Genomic DNA, 23,433 nt, shown 5'->3' with positions numbered 1-23,433 from the left:
CAGCTGATGGCCGTGACCCGGGCACTGGACGAGACCGGGCTGGCCAAGGCGTCGGGTGCGTCGTCGACCGGGGCGATGCTGGCCGGCTCGTTCGGCGGCGACCGCCGAGCAGCCGACAGCCTGGTCAACCAGGCCAAAGAGCTCGACCGCGCACCGGCCACCAGCGAGGCCCTGGCCCGCGGACAGATCGGGCCGGCCCAGGCGTCGATCATCGCCTCCGCGGTCGCGGACCTGCCGGGTGACACGACCCCGGAGCAGAAGCAGGCCTGCGAGGACACCCTGATCGGCGACGCCGGCCGGCTCACCCTGAAGGACCTGCGCAACCGGTCACGGCGGGTCACCGACCAGTTCAAGCCAGCACCTGAGGTCGACCAGATCGAGAACGCCGAGCTGGAGTCACGCGAGAAGGCTGCGTGGCGTCGGGCGGAGTTCTGGATGGTCGACAACCGTGACGGCACCCACCGTGGCGGGTTCGTCATTCCCGACGCGCAGGCTGACATGCTCCGCGCCGCGATCGAGGCGATCAGCGCACCACGCCGCGACCACCTGCACGACCACACCCCAGCCGCTGAGTCCTACTACGACCGCGACCTGGACCACCGCCACCGCGCCGGCATGGGCTTCGCCGAGCTCGCCGGCCACCTGCCGTCTGACCACCTGCCCGGCAAAGGTGGCCTCGGGGCCACCCTCATCGTCCGGCTCGACCACGACACCCTCACCCGCGGCATCAAACCCGCCACCTTGTCCACCGGAACCCGCCTCTCAGCCGGACAGACCCGCCAGCTCGCCTGCCGGCTCGGGATCATCCCCCAAGTCTTCGGCGGGAAGTCACTTCCCCTCGACCACGGGCACGAGCAACGGGTCTTCACCAAGACCCAACGTCAAGGGTTGGAGAACCGTGACGGCGGATGCACCTTCCCCGGCTGCGACCGACCACCCGAATGGACCGAAGCCCACCACTGGCGAACCCCCTGGGCCCACGGCGGAACCACCAAGCTCGACAACGGCGTCCTGCTCTGCCCCTTCCACCACCGCACCATCCACGACCAGCCATGGGCCATCCGAATGTCACCGGACGACGGCCACCACGAGTACCGCGCCCCCGGATCCGACACCTGGCAACGGAATCACCGCTGGCGACCCTGACGCCGAGTGAAGGCTCAGGCCTCACCGAGGAAGTCGCGCGCGACACCCTTGGGCACACACATGCGCCATGCGTCGATCACGAGCTCCTCCATCTCGTCGACCTCCAGCGCGGCCATCCTCGCGACGACCCACTGGTATCGCAGGTCGCTCGCCGGCGGCAGCTGGAAGGTCTCGGGTCGCGACGAGACGAGGTGGTCACGCTCCTCACGCGGAAAGCCGAATCCCATGAGGGTCTCGTCGCGCGAGAAGCCGACGAAGACCAGGCTGCCGACGCGGAACTTGATCCGGTCACGCACCAGCACCTCGTACGCCCTCGGCAGCGTGACCGCGACCTGCCGGACGTCCTCGACCGTGACCATGTCCAGAACGTACGCCCGGGCGAGGACAGTTCGAACCCATGCCTGACAGGATGACGGCGTGACCGCACCCCATGACCGCAGGACCAGCTGGTCCGACGCCGCGCCCGTCCCGTTCTGGCTCGACACGCCCGACCGGCCGCAGGCCCGACCGGCGCTCGACGGCGATCTGCGGACCGAGCTGGCGGTCGTGGGCGGCGGCTTCACCGGTCTGTGGACGGCCCTGATGGCCAAGGAGCGCGATCCGGGCCGCGAGGTCGTGCTCGTCGAGGCCGGCCGGGTCGCGGGCGAGGCCACCGGCCGCAACGGCGGGTTCTGCTCGGCCAGCCTCACCCACGGCGAGGCGAACGGCCGCGAGCGCTGGCCCGACGAGTACGACCAGCTGCACCGACTCGGTCTGGAGAACCTCGACGAGATCGCGGCGACGATCGAGCGCTACGGCATCTCGTGCGACTTCCAGCGTACGGGCGAGCTGGCGGTGGCGACCCGCCCGCACGAGCTCGCGGAGTTCGACGCGTCCGACCCGAGCTTCCTCGACGCCGACGCGCTGCGGCAGGAGGTCGACTCGCCGACGTACCTCGGCGGCACGTGGGACCGCGAGGGGACAGCGATGCTGGACCCTGCTCGCCTCGCGTGGGGTCTGGCCGCGGCTGCCGAGTCCGCCGGAGTGCGCATCATCGAGCACACGCCGGTCACCCGGCTCAAGGAGTCCGGCAACCACGTCGACCTGGTCACCGCGGCCGGCACGATCACTGCCGAGCGGGTGGCCCTGGCCACCAATGCGTTCCCGCGGCTGCTCAAGCGGCTGCGGTTCCACACCGTCCCGGTGTACGACTACGTGCTCATGACCGAGCCGCTGACCGAGGAGCAGCTCGCGTCGATCGGCTGGCGCAACCGGCAGGGGATGGCGGACTCGGGCAACCAGTTCCACTACTACCGAATCACCGCCGACAACCGGATCCTCTGGGGCGGCTACGACGCGATCTATCACCTCGGGCGCCGCATCCGCCCGAAGCACGAGCACCGACCGCAGACGTACGCGACGTTGGCGGCCAACTTCTTCGCGACGTTCCCGCAGCTCGAGGGGCTGACGTTCTCGCATCACTGGGGCGGCGTGATCGACACCTGCACCCGGTTCTGCGCGTTCTTCGGCACGGCTCATGACGGGCGCGTGGCGTACGCGACGGGCTACACCGGGCTCGGCGTCGGCGCGTCACGCTTCGGCGCCAACGTCGTGCTCGACCTGCTCTCGGGCGAGGAGACGGAGCGGACCCGGCTCGAGATGGTGCGCACCAGGCCGCTGCCGTTCCCGCCCGAGCCGTTCGCCTGGATCGGCATCCAGCTGACGACCTGGTCGCTCAAGCGTGCCGACCGCACAGGCCGACGCAACCTGTGGCTCCGGGTGCTCGACCGGTTCGGTCTGGGCTTTGACTCCTAGGCCTCCGGCGCGACGCCGTTGACCATCCACGGGATGCCGAACTTGTCGGTGAACATGCCGAACATGTCGCCCCATGGCGCCTGCTCGAACGGCACCTGCACGGTGCCGCCGGCCGACAGCCCCTCGAAGTAGCCGCGCAGCTCGGACTCGTCCTCACCGCTCAGCGAGATGGCGATGTTGTCGCCGACGGAGTGGTCCTGTCCGTTGGGCACGTCCGCTGCCATCAGCGTCAACCCGCCGGGCGTCTCGAGCTGCGAGTGCATGATCTTGTCGGCCTCGGCCGGGTCCTCGCTGACCTGGAACTCGGCGAACGTGTTGCGCTTGACCTCACCACCGAGCACGGACTGGTAGAAGTCCATCGCCTCGCGGGCGGTGTCGCGGAACGAGATGTAGGGGTTGAGCAGCGTTGCCATGGATGGCCTCCTGGGGTGGGTCGTGGACGGACCCAGCACAGCACGACCCTCAGACAGTTGTCACCAGATCGCGCAAGGCCTCGTCGGACGCGAACAGCGCCTCGCGGTCATACGTGGAGGTCGACGCCAGGAGCTCGTCGGCCGCGGTTCGCTCGGCCAGCTGCTCCAGGGCACGCCGTTCGGTCTGCGGGCTGCCGGCGACGGCACGGCCGAGGGACGACTCCACCCGGTCTCGCAGCTGACCCGTCCACGGCTGTCGCCGGATGTCGGCGACGGACTCCAGCGGTGGGAACTCCCCGGTCTGCCGTGAGCGGCCCATGGCCCAAGCCTCGGGCAGCGCCAGCTCACGCGCGGCCGCGTCGTCGTCCGCCACGGTGACGTCCAGCGAGATCATGACGTACGGACGCTCGACACCGGGGCTGGGTCGGAAGTCCCGGCGGTACGACGCCAGGACCTCGTCGAGGCGTGGTTCGCCCAGGATCGGCCCGCCGATGACGACCGGCAGGCCGAGCCGTGCAGCGATGACGCCGCCGCGCCCCGTTGCCAGGACGTACATGGGCACCCGGCCGTCCGTCCGCGGCCGCGCGGTCACCGGCGCGGTGCCCTCGAGATGGGCTCGAAGGTCGCGCAGGTCGTCCTCGAACGAGTCGGGCCCATGGTCGCGCAACGCCGCGCGGACCGGTGCCGTGAATCCCAGCGAGCGGCCGAGCCCGAGGTCGATCCGGCCGGGATGCAACGCCTCGAGCATGAGGAACTGCTCGGCCACGACCAGCGGCTGGTGGTGCGGCAGCATGACCCCGCCCGATCCCAGCCTGATGCGGTCCGTGCGGCCGCCGATCGCGGCCAGCAGGACCGGTGGTGACCCGCTCGCAATGCCCGGCACGGCATGGTGCTCGGCAACCCAGAAGCGGTCGTAGCCCAGGCGCTCGGCGTGGACGGCTCGCTCGATGGAGCCGCTCAGAGCTTCCGCCTCCGGGTGCCCCGCACGGGTCCGCGACCGGTCGAGGAGGGACAGCTTCACACGAGGTTCAACCCATGCGCTGCGCTGATGCTTCCCGGCACGACCGGAGCAGTCGCTGTGCGACATCGTCTCGTCGCCTCGTCGCCGGAGCATAGGAGACTCCGTCGCGCGCGCTCGTGCTCGGGCACCACCAACGTACTCACCGGCACCGGGAGACCGCTCGCACGCTCCTCCTCGAATCACCCGACATTTACAAATAGAGAAGGACCCGGTCAAAGAGCAACCGAGTCCTTCTCAATTTGTGGAGCATAGGAGATTCGAACTCCTGACCTCTTCGATGCGAACGAAGCGCGCTACCAACTGCGCCAATGCCCCTCGTGCTGCCCGGCAACTTTATCAGGCGGGTTCAGTGGCCGACGGCGCGGCGTTCGTCACCGGTGTCATCGCTGCGCTTGGGCAGCTCAACGTCCTCGCCCTCGATGTGCCCCGACGTCCAGGCACCGGCCTGGCCGAAGTCGATCGTGCGGACCGTGCGACCCGCGCGAGGCTTGGTGACGTACGTCGGCAGGGTCACCGGCAAGGGGTCCCAGAGCGCCTCGCCCGTCGTCGAGACCGACGGGACGGCGATGACGATCTGGTCGTCGAGTGCGTTCGCCTCGAGGGGCAGGTCTTCCATCTGGTGCTTGCGTCCGGGGTTGATGTCCTCGAACTGCCCCGACACGACGATGGTCTGCTCTTCGTCGTCGGCGGCCGACGCGGTCTTCTTCTTGTCGACCTTGGGCAGCCTGGGTACCTTGACCGCGGCCAGGCCCAGCTCGCCGCGCACCTGGATGCGGCAGGCCACCAGCCAGGCGGCAACCAGGCTGACGGGCACCAGCACCCAGAACGGGGCGATGACCGACGCGCCTGCGAGAGCGCCGACGAGCACGGTCGCGCCGAGCAGGGTCAGGAGGGTCCGGCGGCGCCGGCGGGCCGCGAGACGAGCCGCGGGGCGATCGAGCGTACGGGCCGGTGGCTGGACCGGCTCGGCAACCGCAGGGGTGGGGTCGGCGGCTGCCTGGGTCGCCTTGGCTGCCGGACGGGAGATGACGCGGGACTGCGTCCCGGACGTCTCGACCGCGGCATTCTTGCTGGCCTCGTCGTATCGGCGCAGCACGAGGGGCACGAAGTACGCGGCCCAGACGGCCACGACGAACGCGATGATCAACCCACTGCTTCCACCCACGAGCAAAACGGTAGGCCGTGCGGGTGTGCTTACCCGGCAGCCACGGCCGTGTGTCGCCTGAGAACTTGTGTGACGGGTGTGACTCGGACCCTCAGGAAGGGCCCGAGGCAGGCGGGTCGAGGCGCTTCACGAGGCCGCCGGGAACGTCCTCGGCGAGGACCTGGAAGATCCGGTGGTCGCGCCACTCCCCCGCGATGTGCAGGAACCGCCGGGCCAGGCCCACCTCCGTGAACCCCAGCTTCTCGACGACCCGCAGGCTCGCGGCGTTCTCGGGGCGGATCGAGATCTCCACGCGGTGCAGCCCGACGGTCCAGAGCAGGTGGTCCGTCACGAGGGCGACGGCGGTCGGCGTGATCGACCGGCCGGCGTGGCTCTTGGCGACCCAGTAGCCCAGGCTCGCCCAGCGGGCCGAGCCCCACGTGATGCCGTTGACCGTCAGCATGCCGACCATCTCGCCGTCCCACGTCAGCACGAACGGCATCGCCTGACCCATGCGAGCCCGGCGGCGCAACGTCCCGACCATGCCGACATAGGACGTCGCGGGTGGCCCGGCCTCGCGCGGGAGCGTCGCCTCCCACGGCCCGAGCCAGTCGGCGTTGGCGGTGCGCAGCTGCGACCACGTGCGGGCATCGCGCCGACGCAGCGGACGGACGCCGATCCGCCCGTACGACAGCGCCACCGGCCAGCCCGGGCTCAGGACCCACCGCCTGGGTGGTCGCCGCCCATGAGCTGGTCGACGGCGTGCGGCAGGACGGCGGCCAGCACCTCGAGACCGTCCTTGACCCCGCCGCGGGAGCCGGGGAGGTTGATCACGACGGCCTGGCCCGCCACTCCGGCGAGGCCACGGGACAGCATCGCGGTGGGTACGCCCTTGGCGACGCCGTGGGCGCGGATCGCCTCGGCCACGCCGGGCAGCTCGCGGTCGAGCAGCGGGCGGGTCGCCTCGGGCGTGCGGTCCGTCGGGTTGATGCCCGTGCCGCCGGTCGACAGGACCACGGACACGCCGTCCGAGAGAGCGGCGGCGATCGCCTCGGCGACCGGTAGGCCGTCGCCGACCACGGCGGGCTCCCCGACCTCGAAGCCCCACGCCCTCAGCGCCCCGACGATCAGCGGCCCGGTCGTGTCCTCGTAGACCCCGGTCGACGCACGGTTGGACGCCACGACGACGGCAGCCCTCATGCGCGGGTCCAGTCGCCGCTCTTGCCACCGGACTTGGCGACGACCTCGATGTCGGTGATGCGCGCCAGCTTGTCGACCGCCTTGACCATGTCGACGACGGTCAGGGCGGCGACGCTGACGGCTGTCAGGGCCTCCATCTCGACACCCGTACGATCGGCGGTTCGCACCGTGGCGATGATCGTGACGGCATCGTCCTCGACGGCCAGGTCGACCTCGACGCCTCCGATGGCCAAAGGGTGGCACAGCGGGATCAGGTCGGGCGTGCGCTTGGTCGCCATGATGCCGGCGATCCGGGCGGTCGCGATCGCGTCGCCCTTGGGCACCCCCTCGCCGCGCAGCAAGGCGATGACCTCGGGGCTGACCTCGACCCGGCCACGGGCCGTGGCGGTGCGGGCCGTGACGTCCTTGGCGGTGACGTCGACCATGCGCGCAGCCCCCGAGTCGTCGACGTGCGTGAGCCGGTCGGCCATGCTCAGAACGGCCGATCGAGCACGAGCGTGCGGACCGTGTCGCCCATGTTGAGCGCGGTCTGGTCCTCGCCGACGATGATCAGAGCGTTCGCCTTGGCCAGCGACCCGATGAGGTGCGACCCGTTGCCCAGGATCGGCGTGACCTTGGCGCCGCGGTGGGTCACCTCGAAGACCCCCCGCACGTACTGGCGGATGCCCGGGGTCGACCGCAGGTCGGCGGCCAGGACCGCGTGCACCATCGGACGCCGATAGGGGGTGCGGCCCATCATCCGGCGGATCGCCGGCAGCACGAAGACCTCGAACGAGACGTAGGCCGACACCGCGTTGCCCGGCAACGTGATGATCGGGGTCTGCTCGTCGAAGACCCGGCCGAAGCCCTGTGGCTTGCCCGGCTGCATCGCCACCTCGACGAAGTCGACGGTGCCGAGCGCCGACAACGTCTCCTTGACGACGTCGTGGTCGCCCTTGCTGATGCCGCCGCTCGTGACCACGAGGTCGGCGCGGACGAGCTGTTCGGAGAGCACCTTGCGGAACGTGCGCGGATTGTCGTCGACCGCCCCGACGCGGTAGCAGATCGCACCGGCGTCGCGCACGGCCGCGGCGAGCATATAGCTGTTGCCGTCGTGGATCGAGTCGAACTCGAGGTGCGTGCCGGGCTCACGCAGCTCGTCGCCCGTGGAGATCACCACGACCCGCGGGCGCGGGCGCGCCTTGGCCCGGGCAGCTCCCAGCGACGCCAGCAGGCCGATCTCGCGGGGGCCCAGCACGGTGCCCTCGTCGAGCACGGTCTCGCCCGCCTTGATGTCGTCGCCCTTGGGCCGGATGCAGGCGCCCGCGGCCGTCGCCTCGTAGATCTCGACGCGGGCGTTGCCGCGGTCGGTCTTCTCGAACGGGATGACCGCGTCAGCGCCACGCGGGATGGGCGCCCCGGTCATGATCTTGACCGCGGTGCCCGCGCTGATGGCGAACGGGCGACCCGAGCCGGCAGCGATCTCGCCGACGACCGGCAGCGCGACGGGCTGCTCACGGCTCGCACCGACGACGTCCTCGGCCCGGATGGCGTAGCCGTCCATCGCGGAGTTGTCGAAGAGCGGCAGGTCCGACGGGCTGACGAAGGCCTCGTGCAGCGGCAGCCCGAGGGACTCGACCAACGGCTGGTCGTAGGCACCCAAGGGGCCGACACCGCGCAGGATCTTCTCGAGGTGGTCCTCGACCGTCAGCATGCCCTCACGGATGCTCGCCGGCCGCGGCCGCGCACTGGTCGGCGACGACGGACCCGGAGTGGCGTTCGGCGGGATGATCGGCTGTGCCGGTGCCGGGGGCTCGACCGACTCGGCAGGTGCAGGTGCCTCAGCCGGCTCGACCGGCTCGGCCGGTGCCGGTGCCTCGACGGGCTCGGCCGGCGCGGGCGGCTCCGGCTCCGGCTCCGGCTCCGGGATGCGTACGGGCTGGGTCTGCTCACCTTCGGAGGCCGGGCTCGAGGGGAACCCGGGGATCGGGTCCGGCGGAGTCTCCGGGCCGAGCGGCAGCATGTTCTGCTCCGGCCCGTCGTCGGTTTCTCCTGGTGACATGCGAGTCAGCCTAACTGGGCGCCCGGCGGGACGCTCTGGGCCGCGCCGGAGTCGTCGAGCGTCGCGTCCCCCCGTACGGTCACCCCGCGGCCGAAGCGCCAATCACCCTTGACCGTCAGCGAGCGGGCGTCGACGAGGGACGGCGCCTCGGGCAGCCGCGCGTCGAAGTCGGCGATCGTCGTGTAGAACCGCCGGTCGAGGTCGACCAGCGGCGCCGAGCTGACCTGGGCACGCAGGCGGAAGTCCTCGCCGACGCCGTAGACGTCGGAGCGCAGGAGCAGCAGGTCGTTGGTGGTCTTGACGGGCAGGAAGCGGGACCGGTCCACCTCGATCGCCGTCGCCCCCTCGAACACCTCGACCGCGGCGCCCATGGCCGACTCGATCTGCACGACCTTGGTCGAGGTCGGGTCCGTGGGGTCGACGGTCTTCGCGTTGCGGATCAGTGGCAGGCCGAGGATGCCGTCGCGGGCCTCGAGCGTCGCCTTCATGACGCGGAGGTCGAACCACAGGTTGTTGCAGTGGAAGTAGCGGTGTCGCTGCGGGTCGTCGGCCTCGGCTGCGTCCTCAGGTGCGACCTGTGCGGTCTCACGCAGCACCAGCCGGCCGTCGCTCTTGCGCACGACGATGTGCCCACCCTTGACGTCGGCGGGTGTCCGCCGGCAGACCTCCGCCGCGTAGGGCGCCCCCGACGCGGCGAACCAGCCCATCATCGACGCGTCGGGAGCCGAGCCGAGGTTGTCGGCGTTGGAGACCGTCGCGTAGCGGTAGCCGCCGTCGAGCAGGGCGTCGAGGATGCCGGAGACCTCGAGGGCCGTGTAGAGGTCGCCGTGTCCGGGTGGGCACCACTCGAGGGACGGGTCGGCGGGCCAGTCGACCGGTGTCAGGTCGTCGGCGCGCAGCTTGGGCTCGCGGTTCTGCAGGAAGTCGAGGGGCAGGCCGTCGACCTCGAGGTCGTCGTGCTTCGCGAGAGCGGCGAGCGTGTCGTCGCGCGTGCGGAAGCTGTTCATGAACAGCAGTGGCAGGCGTACGTCGAGGGTGGCGCGCAGGTGCTGCACCTGGCCCACGATGACGTCGAGGAACGTGAGGTCCGGGCGCACGGGCAGCAGCGTCTTGGCCCGGTCGAGGCCCATCGACGTGCCGAGCCCGCCGTTGAGCTTGATGACCGCCGTGACCGCGGCCGCTTCGCGGCACTGCTCGTCGCTCAGGTCGAGTGCGCCGGCATGGTCGATCCCCTCGAGCGGATCGACGTCCGCCTCGCGGATCATGCCGCTGTCGCCCTCCTCGAGCTTGGCGTAGAAGGACGAGAAGACATCGATTGCTCGCTGGGGCACTCCAGCATCCGCCATGCGCTGCTGCGCGCTCTCCAGACCCGACATTCCCCATACGCTAGCGTCAGCCGGGTGACGAAGGCACAGGTGCGTCGCGACCTGCTCGGCCGGCGCCGCACCATGGGCGACCAGCAGCGCGGCCGGGCCGCCGAGGCGATCGCGATGCACGCGCTCAGCACCCCTGTGGTGGCCCGGGCGAAGCGGGTCGCGTGCTATCTCTCGATGCCCTCCGAGCCCGGCACGGCCCCGTTGATCTCGGGCCTGCTCGGACTGGGGATCGAGGTGATCGTCCCCTTGAGCCGGCCCGACCGCACGCTCGAGTGGGTGGCCTACGACCCCGCCGAACCGGTGGCCCCCACCGCCCTGGGCATTCCGGAGCCGGCCGGCCCGCCCTTGGGTCCCGACGCCCTCGATCGTTGCGACCTGCTCTTCGTGCCGGCGGTCGCCGTGGACCATGCCGGCCACCGCCTGGGACGCGGTGCCGGCTACTACGACCGTGCTCTGGCCGACGTACGTGGCCCGCTGTGCGCGGTGGTGTTCACCCACGAGCTGCTGCCCGAGGTACCGCACGAGCCGCACGACGTCCCGGTGCAGATGGTCATCACCCCCGACGGCCTGTTCCGCGTGCCCTGAGCGTGCCGCTCGGCAACGCTCAGGGCAGGCGCGGGAGCACCGGTCAGTCCTGGTCGGAGCCGTCGTCGCGAACGAGCTCGACCTCGATCTCGAGGCGGATCTCCTTGGACACCAGGAGGCCGCCGGCCTCGAGGGCCATGTTCCACGTGAGGCCCCAGTCCTCGCGGTTGATCGTGCCGGCGGCGCTGAAGACCGCGCGCTCGGCTCCCCACGGGTCCGTGGCGTGGCCGAGGTACTCGGCCGCAAGCGTCACCGGACGGGTCACGCCCTTGATGGTCAGGTCGCCGGTCATCCGTGCCTCTGTGCCGGTGGTGAAGACCCCGGTGGAGCGGAACGTCGCCTGCGGGTGACGTTCCGCGTCGAAGAAGTCCTCCGACCGCAGGTGCTCGTCGCGGGCAGGGTTGCCCGAGGCCACCGAGGCCATGTCGATGACGACGTTCACCTCGGACAGGTCGAGCGGCTCGCGGACCGTGACGGTCCCCTCGACGCCGGTGAAGCGCCCCCGGACCTTCGTGAGGCCGAAGTGCCGGCCCACGAAGCCGACCTCGGCGTGTCCCGGATCGATCGTCCAGGTCCCGGGAGCCGGCAGCTGGACCTGCTGGGTGTCGATGGCAGTGCTCATGGTTGTTCTCCTTCACTGTTTGTGTGCGTGTGCACACACTCTACATTTGCGTGCGCATGCACGCAAGTAGTAGATTGGTCACATGCCTGAGAGCCGTGATCCCGTCGCCGCGTGGCAAGCCGTCCTGCGGGCCCAGAACCGCGCCCTCCGTGCCATCGAGCAGGACCTGCACGACCAGGGCCTCATCCCGCTCTCCTGGTACGACGTCCTGCTGGAGCTCAACGCCGCTCCGGAACGTCAGCTGCGCATGCAGGACCTGGCCGCGCGCGTCGTGCTCTCACGGACCCGGGTGAGCCGCTTGGTGTCCGAGCTCGAGCGCGTCGGCTACATCGAGCGCGTCCCGGACCCCGACGACGGCCGGGCCACCCTCGCGCGGATCACCGTCGATGGCCGGGCTGCGCGACGCCAGGCTGCACCGGCCTACCTCGCCGGCATCGAGAAGCACTTCAGCCGGCACCTGACGAAGGCCCAGCAGGACGCCGTCGCCACGGGCCTGCAACGCGTCGTCGATGCCCACGAGGTGGACCCCCGCCGCTGAGGGGCGTCAGGCCCGTTCGGCGCTGCGGATCTCGCCGACCAGCTCCTCGAGCACGTCCTCGAGCATGATCACGCCGAGCACCGCACCGGACTCGTCGGCCACCCGCGCCATGTGGGAGCCGCGAGCCTGCATCGTGCGGAGCGCCTCGTAGAGCCCCGACCCGACGACGACCGTCGCGAGCGGCCTCAACCACTTGTCGGCGATCGTCTCGAGCCGGGACTCGTCGTCGGTCTCGAGGATGTCCTTGATGTGCAGGTAGCCGGCGATCTCGCCGTTCGCGTCGAGCACCGGGAACCGGGAGAAGCCGGTCTCGGCGCAGGCCCGCTCGACGTCGACCGGCGTCGCGTTGGGCGGGATCGTCACCAGCCCCACGCTCGGCAGCAGCACCTGGTCGACCGTGCCCTCGTGGAAGTCGAGGGCACCGGACACCAGGTCGTACTCGTCCTCGTCCAGCAGACCCTCCCGACGCGACTCCTCGACCAGCCCGGCGACCTCGTCGTGGGAGTACGTCGAGGCGACCTCGGCCCTCGGCTCGATGCCGAACAACCGGACGATCACGTTGGCCACCCCGTTGAGCAGGACGACGAACGGCTTGAGGACGAGGACCACGGCCAGCATGAAGGGCCCGAGGAACAGCGCGGCCCGGTCGGGACCGACCAGCGCGAGGTTCTTGGGCACCATCTCGCCGAGCACGACGTGCGCGAACACGACGATCGTCATGGCGATGACGAACGACAGGGGGTGGACGGCGCCGTGCGGCACGTGGAGCGCCTCGAAGAGCGGCTCGAAGAGGTGGGCGATCGCCGGCTCCCCCACGGCGCCCAGACCGAGCGAGCAGATCGTGATGCCGAGCTGCGCCGCGGCCATGACCTGCGTGATGTTCTCGATCGCCCGCATGGCCATCCGGGCCTGCCGCGAGCCGGCCTGGATGCGCGGCTCGAGCTGCGTGCGCCGAGCCGAGATCAAGGCGAACTCCGAGGCGACGAACAACGCGTTGAGCGCCAGGAGGACGACCGTGAGGCCGATGGCGTAGAAGCCGTTCATGCCGGCTCGCCCCCGAGCCCGTCGTCGTCGACGGTCAACGAGACCCGGTCGATGCGCCGGCCCTCCATGCGCTCGACCTGCAGGGTCACGACGAGCGGCTCGGGATCGTCCTCGTCGTCGTCCGGCGTGCGGTCGAGGTGCAGGGTCACCACGTCACCGCGCGTGGCGATGCGGCCGAGCTTCTCGTGGATCAGGCCGGCGATCGTCTCGTAGTCCTCGCCCTCCGGCAGGGCGACCCCGGTCTGCTCCTCGACCTCGTCGGGTCGCAGCAGGCCCGACAACGACCAGGTGCCGTCCCGGCGATGGCGGCTGCGGGAGGACAGGCGGTCGTGCTCGTCGGCGATGTCGCCCACGATCTCCTCGACGAGGTCCTCGAGCGTCACGACACCGTCGGTGCCGCCGTACTCGTCGACGACCACCGCCATCTGCATGCCCTGCTCGCGCAGCAGCGAGAGCAGCGGGTCGAGCTCGATGCTGTCGGGCACGGTGGTCGCCGGGTCGCTGATGTCCGAGATGCGTACGCTCCGCCGGCGATCGGGCTCGACACCGACCGCCCGCTTGATGTGCACGATGCCGATCACGTCGTCGGGGCTCTTGCCGATCACCGGGAAACGGGAGTGGCCGGTCTGGCGCGCGGCCTCGATGACGTCGAGCGCGGTGTCCCGTCCCTCGAGGAAGTGCACCCGCACCCGCGGCGTGCGGACGTCTGCCGCGGTGCGGTCGCCGAACGCGATGCTGCGCGCCACCAGGTCGGCGGTCTCGTCGTCGATCGCGCCCTGCTGGGCCGAGCGCAGCACGAGCGAGCGCAGCTCGACGGGTGAGCGCGCGGACCGCAGCTCCTCCTGCGGCTCGACGCCGAGCAGTCGCAGGATCGCGTTGGCGATCCCGTTGAGCGCCCGGATCGGCCACGCCATGGCCTTGGTGAACATGCGCTGCGGCCACTGGGTGAGAGCGGCGGTGCGCTGCGGCAGCGCGAGAGCGAAGTTCTTGGGCACGAGCTCGCCGACCAGCATCGTCACGACGGTGCTGAGCACGAGCGCGATGCCGTAGGCGACGCCCCTGAGGGCGCCGCCCTCGAGGCCTGCTGACTCGAGCGGGTCGTGCAACAGCTTGCCGATCGCGGGCTCCGCGAGGAAGCCAATCACGAGGTTGGTGATCGTGATGCCCAGCTGGGCCCCGCTGAGCTGGGTCGACAACGTGCGGAGGGCGACCAGGGTGCCCTGCGCGCCGGCGTCACCGGCCTCGGCGTCGCGCTCGATGGTGGCGCGGTCGACCGTGACGAACGAGAACTCGGCGGCGACGAAGACCCCGCAGGCGAGCATCAGGAGCAACGAGGTGGCCAGGAGCAGCCATTCGGTCATCGGTGGGCTCCGGAAGGACTGGTCCGACAAGGGAAGTGATCGGTCACGGTTCGGGAAACTGTACCCTTGGGGGGCACCATCGATCGAGCGGGAGCATGACGTGCCGAAGTACCAGTACCAGTGCAAGGACTGCGGAGAAGCGCTGGAAGTCCAGCAGAGCTTCACCGACGATGCCCTGACGGTCTGCCCCACGTGCGGCGGTGACCTGCGCAAGGTCTTCAACGCGGTCGGCGTCGTGTTCAAGGGCTCCGGCTTCTACCGCAACGACAGCCGGTCCAGCTCCTCGTCGAGCGACGCGGCCAAGCCCGCCGCCAAGGACAGCTCGAGCTCAACCTCCTCCAGCACGTCCGACTCGTCGTCGTCGACGAGCAGCACGCCGGCCAAGAAGTCCGGCAAGGAGTCCGCTGCCTGAGCCGTGCGGCCTGTGGACAGCGTCCGGCGCCTCGTGCCGGTTGTTCCTAGAGTCCGGGCATGGACCGGATCCATCGCTTTGTCTTCGAGCACCGACGGCTGCTCGCCGCCGTCCTGACCGGCCTCGCCGTGCTGACGGCGCTCTCCGCGCTGACCCGTGACGACCCCGGCGTCCCCGTGCTCGTCGCGCGGCACGACCTGCGCAGCGGGCACGTCCTGGCGGCGTCCGACCTGCGTACGGCGACGATGCCGCCGGGCTCGCGACCCTCGCACGCTCTCGACCGGGCCGCCGCGGTCGGGCGGCGCGTCGCGGGCCCGATGCGTGCCGGCGAGGCGATCACCGATCGGCGGGTCCTGCAGGACGGGGCCCTGTCGGGCTATGCCGCGGACGCGGTCCTCACCACGATCCGCGTGGATCGGGCGGACGGCCTGACGGGACTGCGCGTGGGTGATCGGGTCGACGTCGTCGCGGTCGACCCCGACGGGGAGAGCAGGGCCGAGGTCGTGGCCCGGTCCGTCGAGGTCGTGACCCTGCCGCCCGCTGCCGGCGACACCGAGGTCGTGGCGGTCGGCATCGTGACGACCGAGAAGACCGCCCTGGACCTCGCGACCGTCGCGCTCGAGGCGCGTTTCAGCGTCATTACGTCGTCCTAGAGGCCTCGGCGCGACGCTCGCTATGGTCGGGGGGTCCACACCCAACTCGTAGGGGGAAACATGATCAAGGGCTTCAAGGACTTCCTGCTTCGCGGCAACATCGTCGATCTCGCCGTCGCCGTCGTCATCGGCACGGCGTTCACGGCGTTGGTCGCCTCGTTCACCCAGTCGTTCATCGACCCGCTGCTCGGTCTGATCGGGGGCGGAGGCCCGGACGGCATGACCCTCGTGGTGGACAGCCAGAAGTTCACGTTCGGTGCCTTCATCACGGCGTGCGTCACGTTCGTGATCACCGCTGCCGTCGTCTACTTCGCCATCGTCCTGCCAATGAAGGCGCTCAACGAGCGCCTCGCCCGGGGCAAGGAGCCCGAGCCCGAGGGCGTGGCCGAGGACATCCAGCTCCTGCGCGAGATCAGGGACTCGTTGGCCCGCCAGCAGCGCCCGCCGGTCTAGCCTCCGGCTCAGCCGTGGTGGGGCGGGACGTCGCGCAGGTAGTCGTCGTCGCGGGACGAGCTCTCGCGCTCGCCCCACCCCTCAGGCGACTCGTCGGTCGTGGTGTCCGGGAGCAGGTCGCCGAGCAGCTCGGCGGCCCGCCGCCGGCGCTCGACCTCGTCGGCGGGCTTCCCGGGCTCGTCAGGCGAGCTCATCGAACCAGTCCGGGGTGAGCTTGGGGTGCTGGGGATGCCAGCCGGTGCGGTCGCTGAAGAGCTGCGAGCTGACGCGCTGCGACCGGGTGAGGATCTCGAGCTTCTCGCCGCCCAGCCGCAGGATCCAGCCCGGCAGGAAGTGACCACCCTTGCGGCCGGCCGCCATCGCGATCATGTCGACGTAGTCCCGGCGCTCCACCGGCTCGGCGCCGACGTTGTACACGCCGCCCGGCGCGGTCAGCGCGTGCACGACCGCGGACCCGACGTCGTCGGGGTGGATGACGTGCATCCACGAGTGCTCCGCGCCGAGGCCGATCGAGCGTCCGGCCGCGGCCCTCCGGAACAGCCAGGCGGTGTTGCGGTCGTTGCCCGTGATGAGGCCGAAGCGCAGGCTCACGGCGGTGCCGCCGGCGTCCTCGATCGCCTTGACGTTGTGCTCGGCGACGACGACCGGCTCGGTGGCGTGCGTGACGTCGATCGGGCTGTGCTCGTCGATCCACTCGTCGTCGTGGTCGGCGTACATGAAGCTCAGGCTCTGCTGCACGATCCGGCCCACACCGGCCCGCTGCGCGGCGTCGGTCACGACGCGCGAGCCGTGCTGGCGGATGCGGTCGATCGCCTTGAGCGATCCGGGGCGGAGCGCTGCCGTGCCGACCGGCACCTTGGTGGCGAGGTTCGCCACGGCGTCGCACCCGTGCATCCCGGCGGTCAGCGCATCGATGTCGAAGAGGTCCCCGCGGTGCGGGATCGCTCCCGTGGCGGCGACCTGCTCGGCACTCGCGGCGCTGCGGGCGAGGCCGACCACCTCGTGACCCGCGAGGTGCAGCGCGGCGATGGACGATCGGCCCATGACTCCGCTCGCACCCGTGAGGAAAACTTTCACGTTCTCTCCCTGGTGGAGGATCCCCCCGCACCGTCTGCCGGGGGAATCTCCGGTTCGAGCCGGTGGGCCGACCGGAGATTACGAAAGGATAACAATTCTTCCGGCGCTGGTGTTACCTCTGGGTAACTTCAAGGTTGCCGGACGAGCGGCACGATGTCGGCGATCGAGTCGAAGATCTCCGTCGGGCGGAACGGGAATCGCTCGATCTGGCCCGGCGCCGTCGACCCGGTGAGCACCAGGAACGTCCGCAGACCCGCTTCGAGGCCGGACAGCACGTCGGTGTCCATGCGGTCGCCGATCATGACGGTGGTCTCGGAGTGACCCTCGATCTGGTTGAGCGCGCTGCGCATCATGAGGGGGTTGGGCTTGCCGACGAAGTAGGGCTCGACGCCGGTGGCCTTGGTGATCAAGGCGGCGACCGATCCGGTGGCCGGCAACGAGCCGCCCGGCGACGGGCCGGTCGGGTCGGGGTTCGTGGCGATGAAGCGCGCGCCGTTCTCGATCAGCTGGATGGCCCGGGTGATGGCCTCGAAGGAGTAGGTCCGGGTCTCGCCCAGCACGACGTAGTCGGGCTCGCGGCTCGTCATGATGTAGCCGACGTTGTGCAGCGCCGTGGTCATGCCGGCCTCACCGATGACGTACGCGGTGCCCTCGGGTCGCTGCTCGCTGAGGAACTTGGCCGTGGCCAGGGCCGACGTCCAGATCGCCGACTCGGGCAGGTCGATGCCGGCGACACGGAGCCGCGCGCACAGGTCTCGGGGCGTGAAGATCGAGTTGTTGGTCAGGACCAGGAACTTGCGGCCGGTCTCGGTGAGTCGGGCGATGAAGTCGGCCGCCCCGGGGATGGCCTTCTCCTCGTGCACGAGAACGCCGTCCATGTCGGTCAGCCACGTCTCGATCGGCTTGGTCATGCTCCTATTGTCCACCAGCGGGACGCCGTTCGAAGAATCGCCAGATCAGGGTGCTGGCGTCGATCTCCTGCGTCATGACACCCGAGACCCGGCCGGACGGGACCGGCTTGCCGCCAGGCCAGCGGTGACCGCCGTTGTCGACGACGTAGACGTCGACGTCGGAGTCGGCGCGGCACTGCTTCCAGGTGAAGTGACGGACATGCCGCGAGACCGTCGTCGTCGCGCTCGCCGGCGGACAGCGGTCGTGCGCGGCCCAGGCCGCCATGACGTCGTTGACCGGCGGGAGCGGCCCGATCACGGTCCTTGACCCGACATAGGGCACGACCTTGTCGCGCAGGCCGTGGAAGTAGATGATCGAGGCCGGTGGCGACGAGCGGCAGGACTCGCTCCAGTAGGGGCCGGAGACCGCTCCGTACGCCGCGAACTTCGTCGTCCCGTCGCACGCGAGCGCGAGCGCCAGCACCGAGCCGTTGGAGAACCCGGCGGCGAAGAGTCGCGAGGAGTCGACGCACGCCTCGGACTCGAGCTCCTTGACGAGGTCGCGGACGAAGGCCAGGTCCGACGTCGGGTTGCTGATCGGCGTACGGAAGTCCCACTCCGCGACGCGTCCGCGCGCCAGGGGTGCGACCAGGATCGTGTCGTCCTGGTCCGCGAGCTCAGCCATGCTCGTCGTGTCGATGACGGCCTGCGGCGAGCCGCCCAGGCCGTGGAACAGCATCACGAGCGGTGTCTTCGTCGAGCCGTCGTAGCCTGGCGGCACATGGATCAGGTAGCGGCGTTGCTGGCCACCGGCCTCCATGGTCCGCTCGGTCGACCCGGTCGGCAGGGACCGGGCCGGCGCGCAGTCGTCACGGGGCTCCCGGATCGTCTCGGCCTTGCCGCAGGCGGTCGTTCCCGTCGCCAGGACCGCCGCGATCGCGGCGAGGACCAGCAACCGCCTCACTGACCCGAACCCGCGCAGCACAGGTGTCGGTGAGGGTGGCACATAGAGGCGATCGTAGGGGCTCCGACCAAGACTGGATAACCTGAGTCCGGACGCCCCCGTAGCTCAGTCGGATAGAGCGACCGCCTCCTAAGCGGTAGGCCACAGGTTCGATTCCTGTCGGGGGCACCCTCGGGGCCCGGTCTCACTTCCAGACGCGTACGCGGTCGACCTGCATCGTCGCCGGGAGCGGGGTCGCCGGGGTCGGCTCGTTGGCCGTCGTGGGCACGCCCAGCGACTGGGTGAGCGCGATGATGAAGGGCTGGTCGAACGGCGCCGGCTTGGTCAGGGGCGGTGCCGGGTTCCAGCTGTGCTGGAGGCACTTCTCGTCGTCGTACCAGATCGTCAGCTTCTTGGGCGTCCACTCGAGCAGGTAGGTGTGCCACCTCGACGGCTCGTCCACGAGGCAGTGGTTGTTGGTCATCGTGCGGTCCTCGGCGACCGGCACGTAGTGGATGTAGGGGATGAGTCGGTCGTCGTAGGCGGTGTAGTACTCGGCGATGTCGATCTCGCCCGCCATCGGCTTGCCGCCCCGCTTCGCGACGTCCTGCGGCCAGAGCCAGATCGCGCTGTGGATCCCGGCGACCGCGACGTCGGGCATCCTCGCCCGGATCTCGAACCGGCCGTACGTCTGGGAGAACCGCTCCCACGTGGTCACCATGCCGCCGGTGTACTGCGTCGTGAACGGCCCCGTGGGATCCTGGCAGACGAACGGAGCAGGCTCGTGCCGGACCGTGAGGCTCAGGACTCCCCCGCCGACCTTGACGTTGTCCGCGCCGCCGTAGCACTCGCGATTGTTGCGGAACCCGCTCGTGGCGGTGCTCTGGATGAGCCACTTGTCCGGGTCGAGGCGGTTGCCGCGGAAGTCGTCGACGAAGGTGCACGTCCAGCGCCCGCCGCCCGGCTTGTCGATCGCGTCGCCGCAGTCGGGCCCGCTGCGATCCTCGGGGCCGGAGTCGCTGCAGCCCGTGAGCAATGCGGACAGGGCGACCAGGGCGACCGCGAGCCGGACACCGGGGCGGGACCTCATGGCGCCCGAGACTACGACATCACCGCCCCGCGCACGCGACGCGGGCCTTAGCCTGTGGCCATCCGGCCGACAGAGAGGTGACACCCGTGGAGAAGGTCATGATCCTGGTGCGGGCCGACGGGCCCGACGACTCCTGGTGCGAGCGGGTGCGTGGCCCGGTCGCCGACGAGCTGCTCGGCCTCGGCCTGCATGGGCTGACCGTCAACGTCCGCGACAGCCCCGTGCGCGACTCGCTGATGACGTTGACGACCCTCTCGCCGCCCGTGGCCGCCGTCGTGAGCATCTGGGTCCAGCAGTCGTACGGCCCGCATGTCGCCGCGGCCCTCGACGTGCTGCGCCGTGGGGCCCCCGCGGTCTCCGCCTACCTCGTGACCGAGTCGGTCCCCCTGCCGCCTCCGAGTGCCCTCGGTGAGCGCTGCCCCGGGCTGGCGAACGTCGCGTTGCTGCGCCGGCCGTCCGGCCTGGACCACGCGACCTGGCTCCGGCGGTGGCAGGTCGACCACACGCCGGTGGCGATCGACACCCAGGGGACCTTCGGCTACACGCAGAACGTCGTGGTCCGCCCCCTCACCGAGGACGCTCCGGCAGTCGACGGCATCGTCGAGGAGCTGTTCCCGGACGCCGCGGTCACCGACCTGCACGCCTTCTTCGGTGCCACGGACGATGCCGACCTCGAGGACCGGATGACGCGGATGGTGGCCAGCACGTCGAGGTTCGGTGCGACCGAGAACATCGACACCGTGCCGACGAGTCGCTACGAGCTCAGGTCGCCGTTCGCGACGGGTTGAGCCGACCGGCTCAGGTCACCGAGCGAACGGACCCGACAGCACCGACCACTGCAGCAGCATGATCGTCTTGGCGTCGGCGATGTCGGTGCCGATCATCGACACCGCGGCGTCGACGTCCAGCTCGACGACCTCGATGTCCTCGCCCTCCGCCGCGATGCCGTGGCTCGTGCCCCGCAGCTCGTCCGCCCGGTAGGGAGCGGCGTAGAAGTGCAGCTTCTCGGTCACCGATCCGGGGCTCATGTAGACGTCGAAGACGTGCTCGACCTCGCCGACCTCGACACCGGTCTCCTCGACCGCCTCGCGGCGGATCGCCGACTCGGGATCGTCCTCGTCGAGCAGCCCGGCCGCGGTCTCCAGCAGCATCCCGTCAGGATGACCGTTGACGTATGCCGGGAGGCGGAACTGGCGGGTGAGCAGGACCGTGCGCCGGTCGGGGTCGTACAGCAGGATCGTCGCCCCGTTGCCGCGGTCGTACGTCTCCCGCCGCTCGGTGCGCCAGCTGCCGTCCGACGTGCGGATGTCGAACGTCGTGGCACGCAGGACGTACCAGTCGTTGGCCAGGAGGTCGACGCTCCTGACGACGACGTCCGGATTGCGGTCCAGGTCGAGCCCGGTCAGGTGCAGGCCGGTACGCCCGCGGCCGTCCGGCTCGTCGATGCCCTTGGTCATGGCGCCCGACCCTACGACATGCGGCTCGGGCCCCTGCCGGCCGTCCCGCTGCCGGAGGACCTCAGCCCAGCGCCCGCAGGCGGGGCTCGAGGTCCGTCGTGAAGAGCTCGAGGAACCGCCGCTGGTCGTGACCGGGCGCGTGCAGCACGAGGTGGTTGAGCCCTGCGTCGGTGTAGGGCTTGACCAGTGCCGCGACCTCGTCCGGATCCGAGCTGACGATCCACCGCTTGGCCACCTGCTCGATCGGCAGCGCGTCCGCCGCGGCCTCCATCGCCATCGGGTCGTCGATGCTGTGCTTCTGCTCGGCGGTCAGCGACAGAGGTGCCCAGAACCGGGTGTTCTCGAGCGCGACCTGCGGGTCCGGGTCGTACGAGACCTTGATCTCGATCATGCGGTCGATGTCGTCGGTCGACCGGCCTGCTTTCCCCGCTCCCTCGGCGAGGGCCGGCATGAGCTTGTCCTTGTAGAGCTCCATGCCCTTGCCGGACGTGCAGATCATGCCGTCGCCCTTGCGCCCGGCGTATCGCGCGACGACGGGTCCCCCGGCGGCCACGTAGACCGGGACGCCGTCGTCCGGCACGTCGTAGATCGACGCACCGGCCGCGCGGTAGTAGTCACCCTCGAAGTCGACCCGTTCACCGGTCCACAGCTGCCGCATCAGGTCGACCGCCTCGCGCAGCCGCGCGAAACGCTCCTTGAACTCCGGCCACTCGCCGACGAAGCCTGAGGCCGCCTCGTTGAGCGCCTCACCCGTCCCGACTCCGAGCAGGATGCGGCCGGGGTACAGGCAACCCATCGTCGCGAACGCCTGCGCGACGACCGCTGGGTTGTAGCGGAACGTCGGGGTCATGACCGACGTGCCCAGCCGGATCGACGACGTGCGCTCGCCGACTGCGGTCAGCCACGCCAGCGAGAAGGGAGCGTGGCCGCCATCGTGCCGCCAGGGCTGGAAGTGGTCGCTCACCACGGCGGTGTCCATGCCAGCGGCCTCGGCCAGGACCCCGAGCTCGACGAGCTCCCTGGGTGCGAACTGCTCGGCCGATGCCTTGTAACCGATCCTCAGCTGCACGCCGCTCTCCTCATGGTCGTCTCCGGTCGTTGAACCATGGCACGGCCGCCGCCCCGGGCGCTACGACATGCGCGCACCGTGGCGGTCACCTAGCGTGATCTCACCATGGTCCGTCTCCGCCGAACGTCGCCGAGCTCGCCGGGTTGGTCGCGGGTCCGGCACGGCCGCGGGTTCCGGTTCCTCGACGAGGACGGCAGGCCACTCGAGCCCGAGCAGGTGCTCCGGTGCAAGAAGCTCGTCATCCCGCCGGCGTGGAACGAGGTCTGGATCTGCTCGGCCGAGAACGGCCACCTGCAGGCGGTCGGCACCGACGCCGCCGGCCGGCGGCAGTACATCTACCACCCGGACTGGCGCGTGCGCCGCGACACCGAGAAGTTCGAGCGGATGGAGGGCTTCGCGGCGTCCCTGCTCAAGCACCGACTGGAGGCCCGTCGTCAGCTGTCCGGTGACGAGCTGACCCTCGAACGGGTCGCGGCGACCGCGTTCAGCCTGCTCGACCTCGGCATGTTCCGGGTCGGCTCGGAGCGGTACGTCGAGGAGAACGGCAGCTACGGACTGACGACGCTGGAGAAGCGGCACGTCCACGGCGCCGGTCGTGGCATGACGTTCTCCTACCCCGCCAAGTCCGGGCAGCTCGTCGAGGTCACGGTGCGCGACGAGCGCGTCCGCGCCGTGCTCGAGGTCCTGCGCAGACGGCGGGGCGGAGGCGACCGGCTGCTGGCCTACAAGGCGGGCCACCGGTGGCAGAACCTCGACGCCGACGACGTCAACGCGTACGTCAAGGAGATCGTCGGCGACGCCTACACGGCCAAGGACTTCCGCACGTGGCGTGGCACCTCGATCGCGGCGCTGGCGCTGGCCCGCAGCGACCGCAGCACGGCCGCGCGACGCAAGAAGTCGGTGGCCGCGGCCATGCGGGAGGTGTCGGAGCACCTCGGCAACACGCCCGCGATCGCCCGCACCTCGTACGTCGACCCGCGCATCATCGACCTGTTCGAGGACGGGATCACGGTTCGCCCCGACCACCGCCGGGTCGCTCCGGGCGCGCCGATGAGCCGCACCCTCGAACGGCAGGTGCTGCGCATCCTGCGACGGGCGTAAAAG

General features: G+C 70.4%; 28 protein-coding genes and 2 tRNA genes. 10 read left to right on the top strand and 20 right to left on the bottom strand.

Annotation, left to right across the window (positions count from 1 at the left end):
- Positions 1–1,146, top strand: a 1,146-nt coding sequence (locus tag AB0N22_RS16685; protein WP_364642719.1) for an HNH endonuclease signature motif containing protein, incomplete at its 5' end; no start/stop codon positions are given.
- Between the two features lie 14 nt (positions 1,147–1,160).
- Here the strand turns inward: AB0N22_RS16685 and AB0N22_RS16680 are convergent.
- Positions 1,161–1,505: an MmcQ/YjbR family DNA-binding protein gene (locus tag AB0N22_RS16680; RefSeq protein WP_364642716.1), complete on the bottom strand. Its 345-nt coding sequence runs from the start codon at positions 1,503–1,505 to the stop codon at positions 1,161–1,163.
- 58 nt (positions 1,506–1,563) lie between these two features.
- On the opposite strand from AB0N22_RS16680, the gene AB0N22_RS16675 reads away from it, so the two are divergent.
- The gene (locus tag AB0N22_RS16675) at positions 1,564–2,940 is read left to right on the top strand and encodes an FAD-binding oxidoreductase (protein ID WP_364642713.1); all 1,377 of its coding nucleotides are present in this window, start codon (positions 1,564–1,566) and stop codon (positions 2,938–2,940) included.
- Here the strand turns inward: AB0N22_RS16675 and AB0N22_RS16670 are convergent.
- The 9 genes from AB0N22_RS16670 to AB0N22_RS16630 form a co-directional block, all read right to left on the bottom strand.
- A complete protein-coding gene (locus AB0N22_RS16670; protein WP_364642710.1) occupies positions 2,937–3,353 on the bottom strand; it encodes a VOC family protein in 417 nt (138 codons plus the stop codon). The genes AB0N22_RS16675 and AB0N22_RS16670 overlap by 4 nt on opposite strands.
- Positions 3,354–3,402: 49 nt before the next feature.
- Positions 3,403–4,374, bottom strand: a complete 972-nt coding sequence (locus tag AB0N22_RS16665; RefSeq protein ID WP_364642707.1) for an LLM class flavin-dependent oxidoreductase — start codon at positions 4,372–4,374, stop codon at positions 3,403–3,405.
- Positions 4,375–4,616: 242 nt separating this feature from the next.
- Positions 4,617–4,689 (bottom strand) — tRNA-Ala (locus AB0N22_RS16660).
- Between the two features lie 31 nt (positions 4,690–4,720).
- A complete protein-coding gene (locus AB0N22_RS16655; RefSeq protein WP_364642704.1) occupies positions 4,721–5,539 on the bottom strand; it encodes a hypothetical protein in 819 nt (272 codons plus the stop codon).
- Positions 5,540–5,630: 91 nt separating this feature from the next.
- Positions 5,631–6,218 carry a GNAT family protein gene (locus AB0N22_RS16650; RefSeq protein WP_364642701.1) on the bottom strand — a complete coding sequence of 196 codons (588 nt, stop codon included), beginning with the start codon at positions 6,216–6,218 and terminating at the stop codon, positions 5,631–5,633.
- Between the two features lie 14 nt (positions 6,219–6,232).
- Entirely contained in the window at positions 6,233–6,718 is a 486-nt protein-coding gene (locus AB0N22_RS16645; protein WP_364642698.1) for a MogA/MoaB family molybdenum cofactor biosynthesis protein, read from the bottom strand.
- Positions 6,715–7,188: a cyclic pyranopterin monophosphate synthase MoaC gene (gene moaC, locus AB0N22_RS16640; protein WP_364642695.1), complete on the bottom strand. Its 474-nt coding sequence runs from the start codon at positions 7,186–7,188 to the stop codon at positions 6,715–6,717. Before moaC ends, AB0N22_RS16645 begins: the two co-directional genes overlap by 4 nt.
- A gap of 2 nt (positions 7,189–7,190) precedes the next feature.
- A complete protein-coding gene (gene glp, locus AB0N22_RS16635; protein WP_364642692.1) occupies positions 7,191–8,759 on the bottom strand; it encodes a gephyrin-like molybdotransferase Glp in 1,569 nt (522 codons plus the stop codon).
- A gap of 5 nt (positions 8,760–8,764) precedes the next feature.
- Complete coding sequence (locus AB0N22_RS16630) at positions 8,765–10,135, bottom strand: UTP--glucose-1-phosphate uridylyltransferase (protein WP_364642689.1); 1,371 nt, start codon at positions 10,133–10,135, stop codon at positions 8,765–8,767.
- Positions 10,136–10,159: 24 nt separating this feature from the next.
- Between AB0N22_RS16630 and AB0N22_RS16625 the strand changes: the two genes are divergently transcribed.
- Entirely contained in the window at positions 10,160–10,720 is a 561-nt protein-coding gene (locus AB0N22_RS16625; RefSeq protein ID WP_364642687.1) for a 5-formyltetrahydrofolate cyclo-ligase, read from the top strand.
- Between the two features lie 43 nt (positions 10,721–10,763).
- On the opposite strand, the gene AB0N22_RS16620 is transcribed toward AB0N22_RS16625, so the two are convergent.
- Positions 10,764–11,342 (bottom strand): YceI family protein, encoded by a 579-nt coding sequence (locus tag AB0N22_RS16620; RefSeq protein WP_364642684.1) that lies wholly within the window; start codon positions 11,340–11,342, stop codon positions 10,764–10,766.
- A gap of 82 nt (positions 11,343–11,424) precedes the next feature.
- On the opposite strand from AB0N22_RS16620, the gene AB0N22_RS16615 reads away from it, so the two are divergent.
- Positions 11,425–11,880 carry a helix-turn-helix domain-containing protein gene (locus AB0N22_RS16615; protein ID WP_364642681.1) on the top strand — a complete coding sequence of 152 codons (456 nt, stop codon included), beginning with the start codon at positions 11,425–11,427 and terminating at the stop codon, positions 11,878–11,880.
- 6 nt (positions 11,881–11,886) lie between these two features.
- Here AB0N22_RS16615 and AB0N22_RS16610 read toward each other — a convergent pair whose 3' ends face one another.
- Positions 11,887–12,924 carry a hemolysin family protein gene (locus AB0N22_RS16610; RefSeq protein ID WP_364642678.1) on the bottom strand — a complete coding sequence of 346 codons (1,038 nt, stop codon included), beginning with the start codon at positions 12,922–12,924 and terminating at the stop codon, positions 11,887–11,889.
- Positions 12,921–14,285, bottom strand: coding sequence for a hemolysin family protein (locus AB0N22_RS16605; RefSeq protein ID WP_364642676.1), 1,365 nt, complete (start codon positions 14,283–14,285; stop codon positions 12,921–12,923). Before AB0N22_RS16605 ends, AB0N22_RS16610 begins: the two co-directional genes overlap by 4 nt.
- A 100-nt stretch (positions 14,286–14,385) precedes the next feature.
- Here AB0N22_RS16605 and AB0N22_RS16600 point away from each other — a divergent pair, with 100 nt between their 5' ends.
- From AB0N22_RS16600 to mscL, 3 genes are read left to right on the top strand one after another with little or no spacing between them, the layout of a single operon-like run.
- Entirely contained in the window at positions 14,386–14,697 is a 312-nt protein-coding gene (locus AB0N22_RS16600) for an FmdB family zinc ribbon protein (RefSeq protein ID WP_364642673.1), read from the top strand.
- 59 nt (positions 14,698–14,756) lie between these two features.
- A complete protein-coding gene (locus AB0N22_RS16595) occupies positions 14,757–15,350 on the top strand; it encodes an SAF domain-containing protein (protein ID WP_364642670.1) in 594 nt (197 codons plus the stop codon).
- A gap of 60 nt (positions 15,351–15,410) precedes the next feature.
- Positions 15,411–15,803, top strand: a complete 393-nt coding sequence (gene mscL / locus AB0N22_RS16590; protein ID WP_364642667.1) for a large conductance mechanosensitive channel protein MscL — start codon at positions 15,411–15,413, stop codon at positions 15,801–15,803.
- 8 nt (positions 15,804–15,811) lie between these two features.
- Here mscL and AB0N22_RS16585 read toward each other — a convergent pair whose 3' ends face one another.
- The 4 genes from AB0N22_RS16585 to AB0N22_RS16570 all read right to left on the bottom strand — a co-directional run bounded on the left by AB0N22_RS16585 (position 15,812) and on the right by AB0N22_RS16570 (position 18,734).
- Positions 15,812–15,997 (bottom strand): hypothetical protein, encoded by a 186-nt coding sequence (locus AB0N22_RS16585; RefSeq protein WP_364642664.1) that lies wholly within the window; start codon positions 15,995–15,997, stop codon positions 15,812–15,814.
- Complete coding sequence (locus AB0N22_RS16580) at positions 15,984–16,880, bottom strand: NAD-dependent epimerase/dehydratase family protein (RefSeq protein WP_364642661.1); 897 nt, start codon at positions 16,878–16,880, stop codon at positions 15,984–15,986. The genes AB0N22_RS16585 and AB0N22_RS16580 overlap by 14 nt, the downstream gene beginning before the upstream one ends.
- A gap of 128 nt (positions 16,881–17,008) precedes the next feature.
- Positions 17,009–17,791 (bottom strand): HAD-IIA family hydrolase, encoded by a 783-nt coding sequence (locus AB0N22_RS16575; protein WP_364642659.1) that lies wholly within the window; start codon positions 17,789–17,791, stop codon positions 17,009–17,011.
- A 4-nt stretch (positions 17,792–17,795) separates the two neighbouring features.
- Positions 17,796–18,734 carry a PHB depolymerase family esterase gene (locus AB0N22_RS16570; protein WP_364642656.1) on the bottom strand — a complete coding sequence of 313 codons (939 nt, stop codon included), beginning with the start codon at positions 18,732–18,734 and terminating at the stop codon, positions 17,796–17,798.
- Between the two features lie 94 nt (positions 18,735–18,828).
- On the opposite strand from AB0N22_RS16570, the gene AB0N22_RS16565 reads away from it, so the two are divergent.
- Positions 18,829–18,902 (top strand) — tRNA-Arg (locus AB0N22_RS16565).
- A 16-nt stretch (positions 18,903–18,918) separates the two neighbouring features.
- Here the strand turns inward: AB0N22_RS16565 and AB0N22_RS16560 are convergent.
- The gene (locus AB0N22_RS16560) at positions 18,919–19,803 is read right to left on the bottom strand and encodes a glycoside hydrolase family 16 protein (RefSeq protein WP_364642653.1); all 885 of its coding nucleotides are present in this window, start codon (positions 19,801–19,803) and stop codon (positions 18,919–18,921) included.
- 86 nt (positions 19,804–19,889) lie between these two features.
- Between AB0N22_RS16560 and AB0N22_RS16555 the strand changes: the two genes are divergently transcribed.
- Positions 19,890–20,591 carry an EthD domain-containing protein gene (locus tag AB0N22_RS16555; protein ID WP_364642650.1) on the top strand — a complete coding sequence of 234 codons (702 nt, stop codon included), beginning with the start codon at positions 19,890–19,892 and terminating at the stop codon, positions 20,589–20,591.
- 15 nt (positions 20,592–20,606) lie between these two features.
- Here AB0N22_RS16555 and AB0N22_RS16550 read toward each other — a convergent pair whose 3' ends face one another.
- Positions 20,607–21,260, bottom strand: a complete 654-nt coding sequence (locus tag AB0N22_RS16550) for an NUDIX domain-containing protein (protein ID WP_364642648.1) — start codon at positions 21,258–21,260, stop codon at positions 20,607–20,609.
- A gap of 61 nt (positions 21,261–21,321) precedes the next feature.
- Positions 21,322–22,329 carry a glucose-6-phosphate dehydrogenase (coenzyme-F420) gene (fgd, locus tag AB0N22_RS16545; protein WP_364642645.1) on the bottom strand — a complete coding sequence of 336 codons (1,008 nt, stop codon included), beginning with the start codon at positions 22,327–22,329 and terminating at the stop codon, positions 21,322–21,324.
- 105 nt (positions 22,330–22,434) lie between these two features.
- Here fgd and AB0N22_RS16540 point away from each other — a divergent pair, with 105 nt between their 5' ends.
- The gene (locus AB0N22_RS16540; RefSeq protein WP_364642642.1) at positions 22,435–23,430 is read left to right on the top strand and encodes a DNA topoisomerase IB; all 996 of its coding nucleotides are present in this window, start codon (positions 22,435–22,437) and stop codon (positions 23,428–23,430) included.
- Positions 23,431–23,433: the final 3 nt, after the last annotated feature.

The sequence above is a fragment of the Aeromicrobium sp. NPDC092404 genome, from assembly GCF_040684095.1.
Taxonomy (GTDB): Bacteria; Actinomycetota; Actinomycetes; order Propionibacteriales; family Nocardioidaceae; genus Aeromicrobium.
This window is presented reverse-complemented; position numbering and strand designations above follow the sequence as displayed.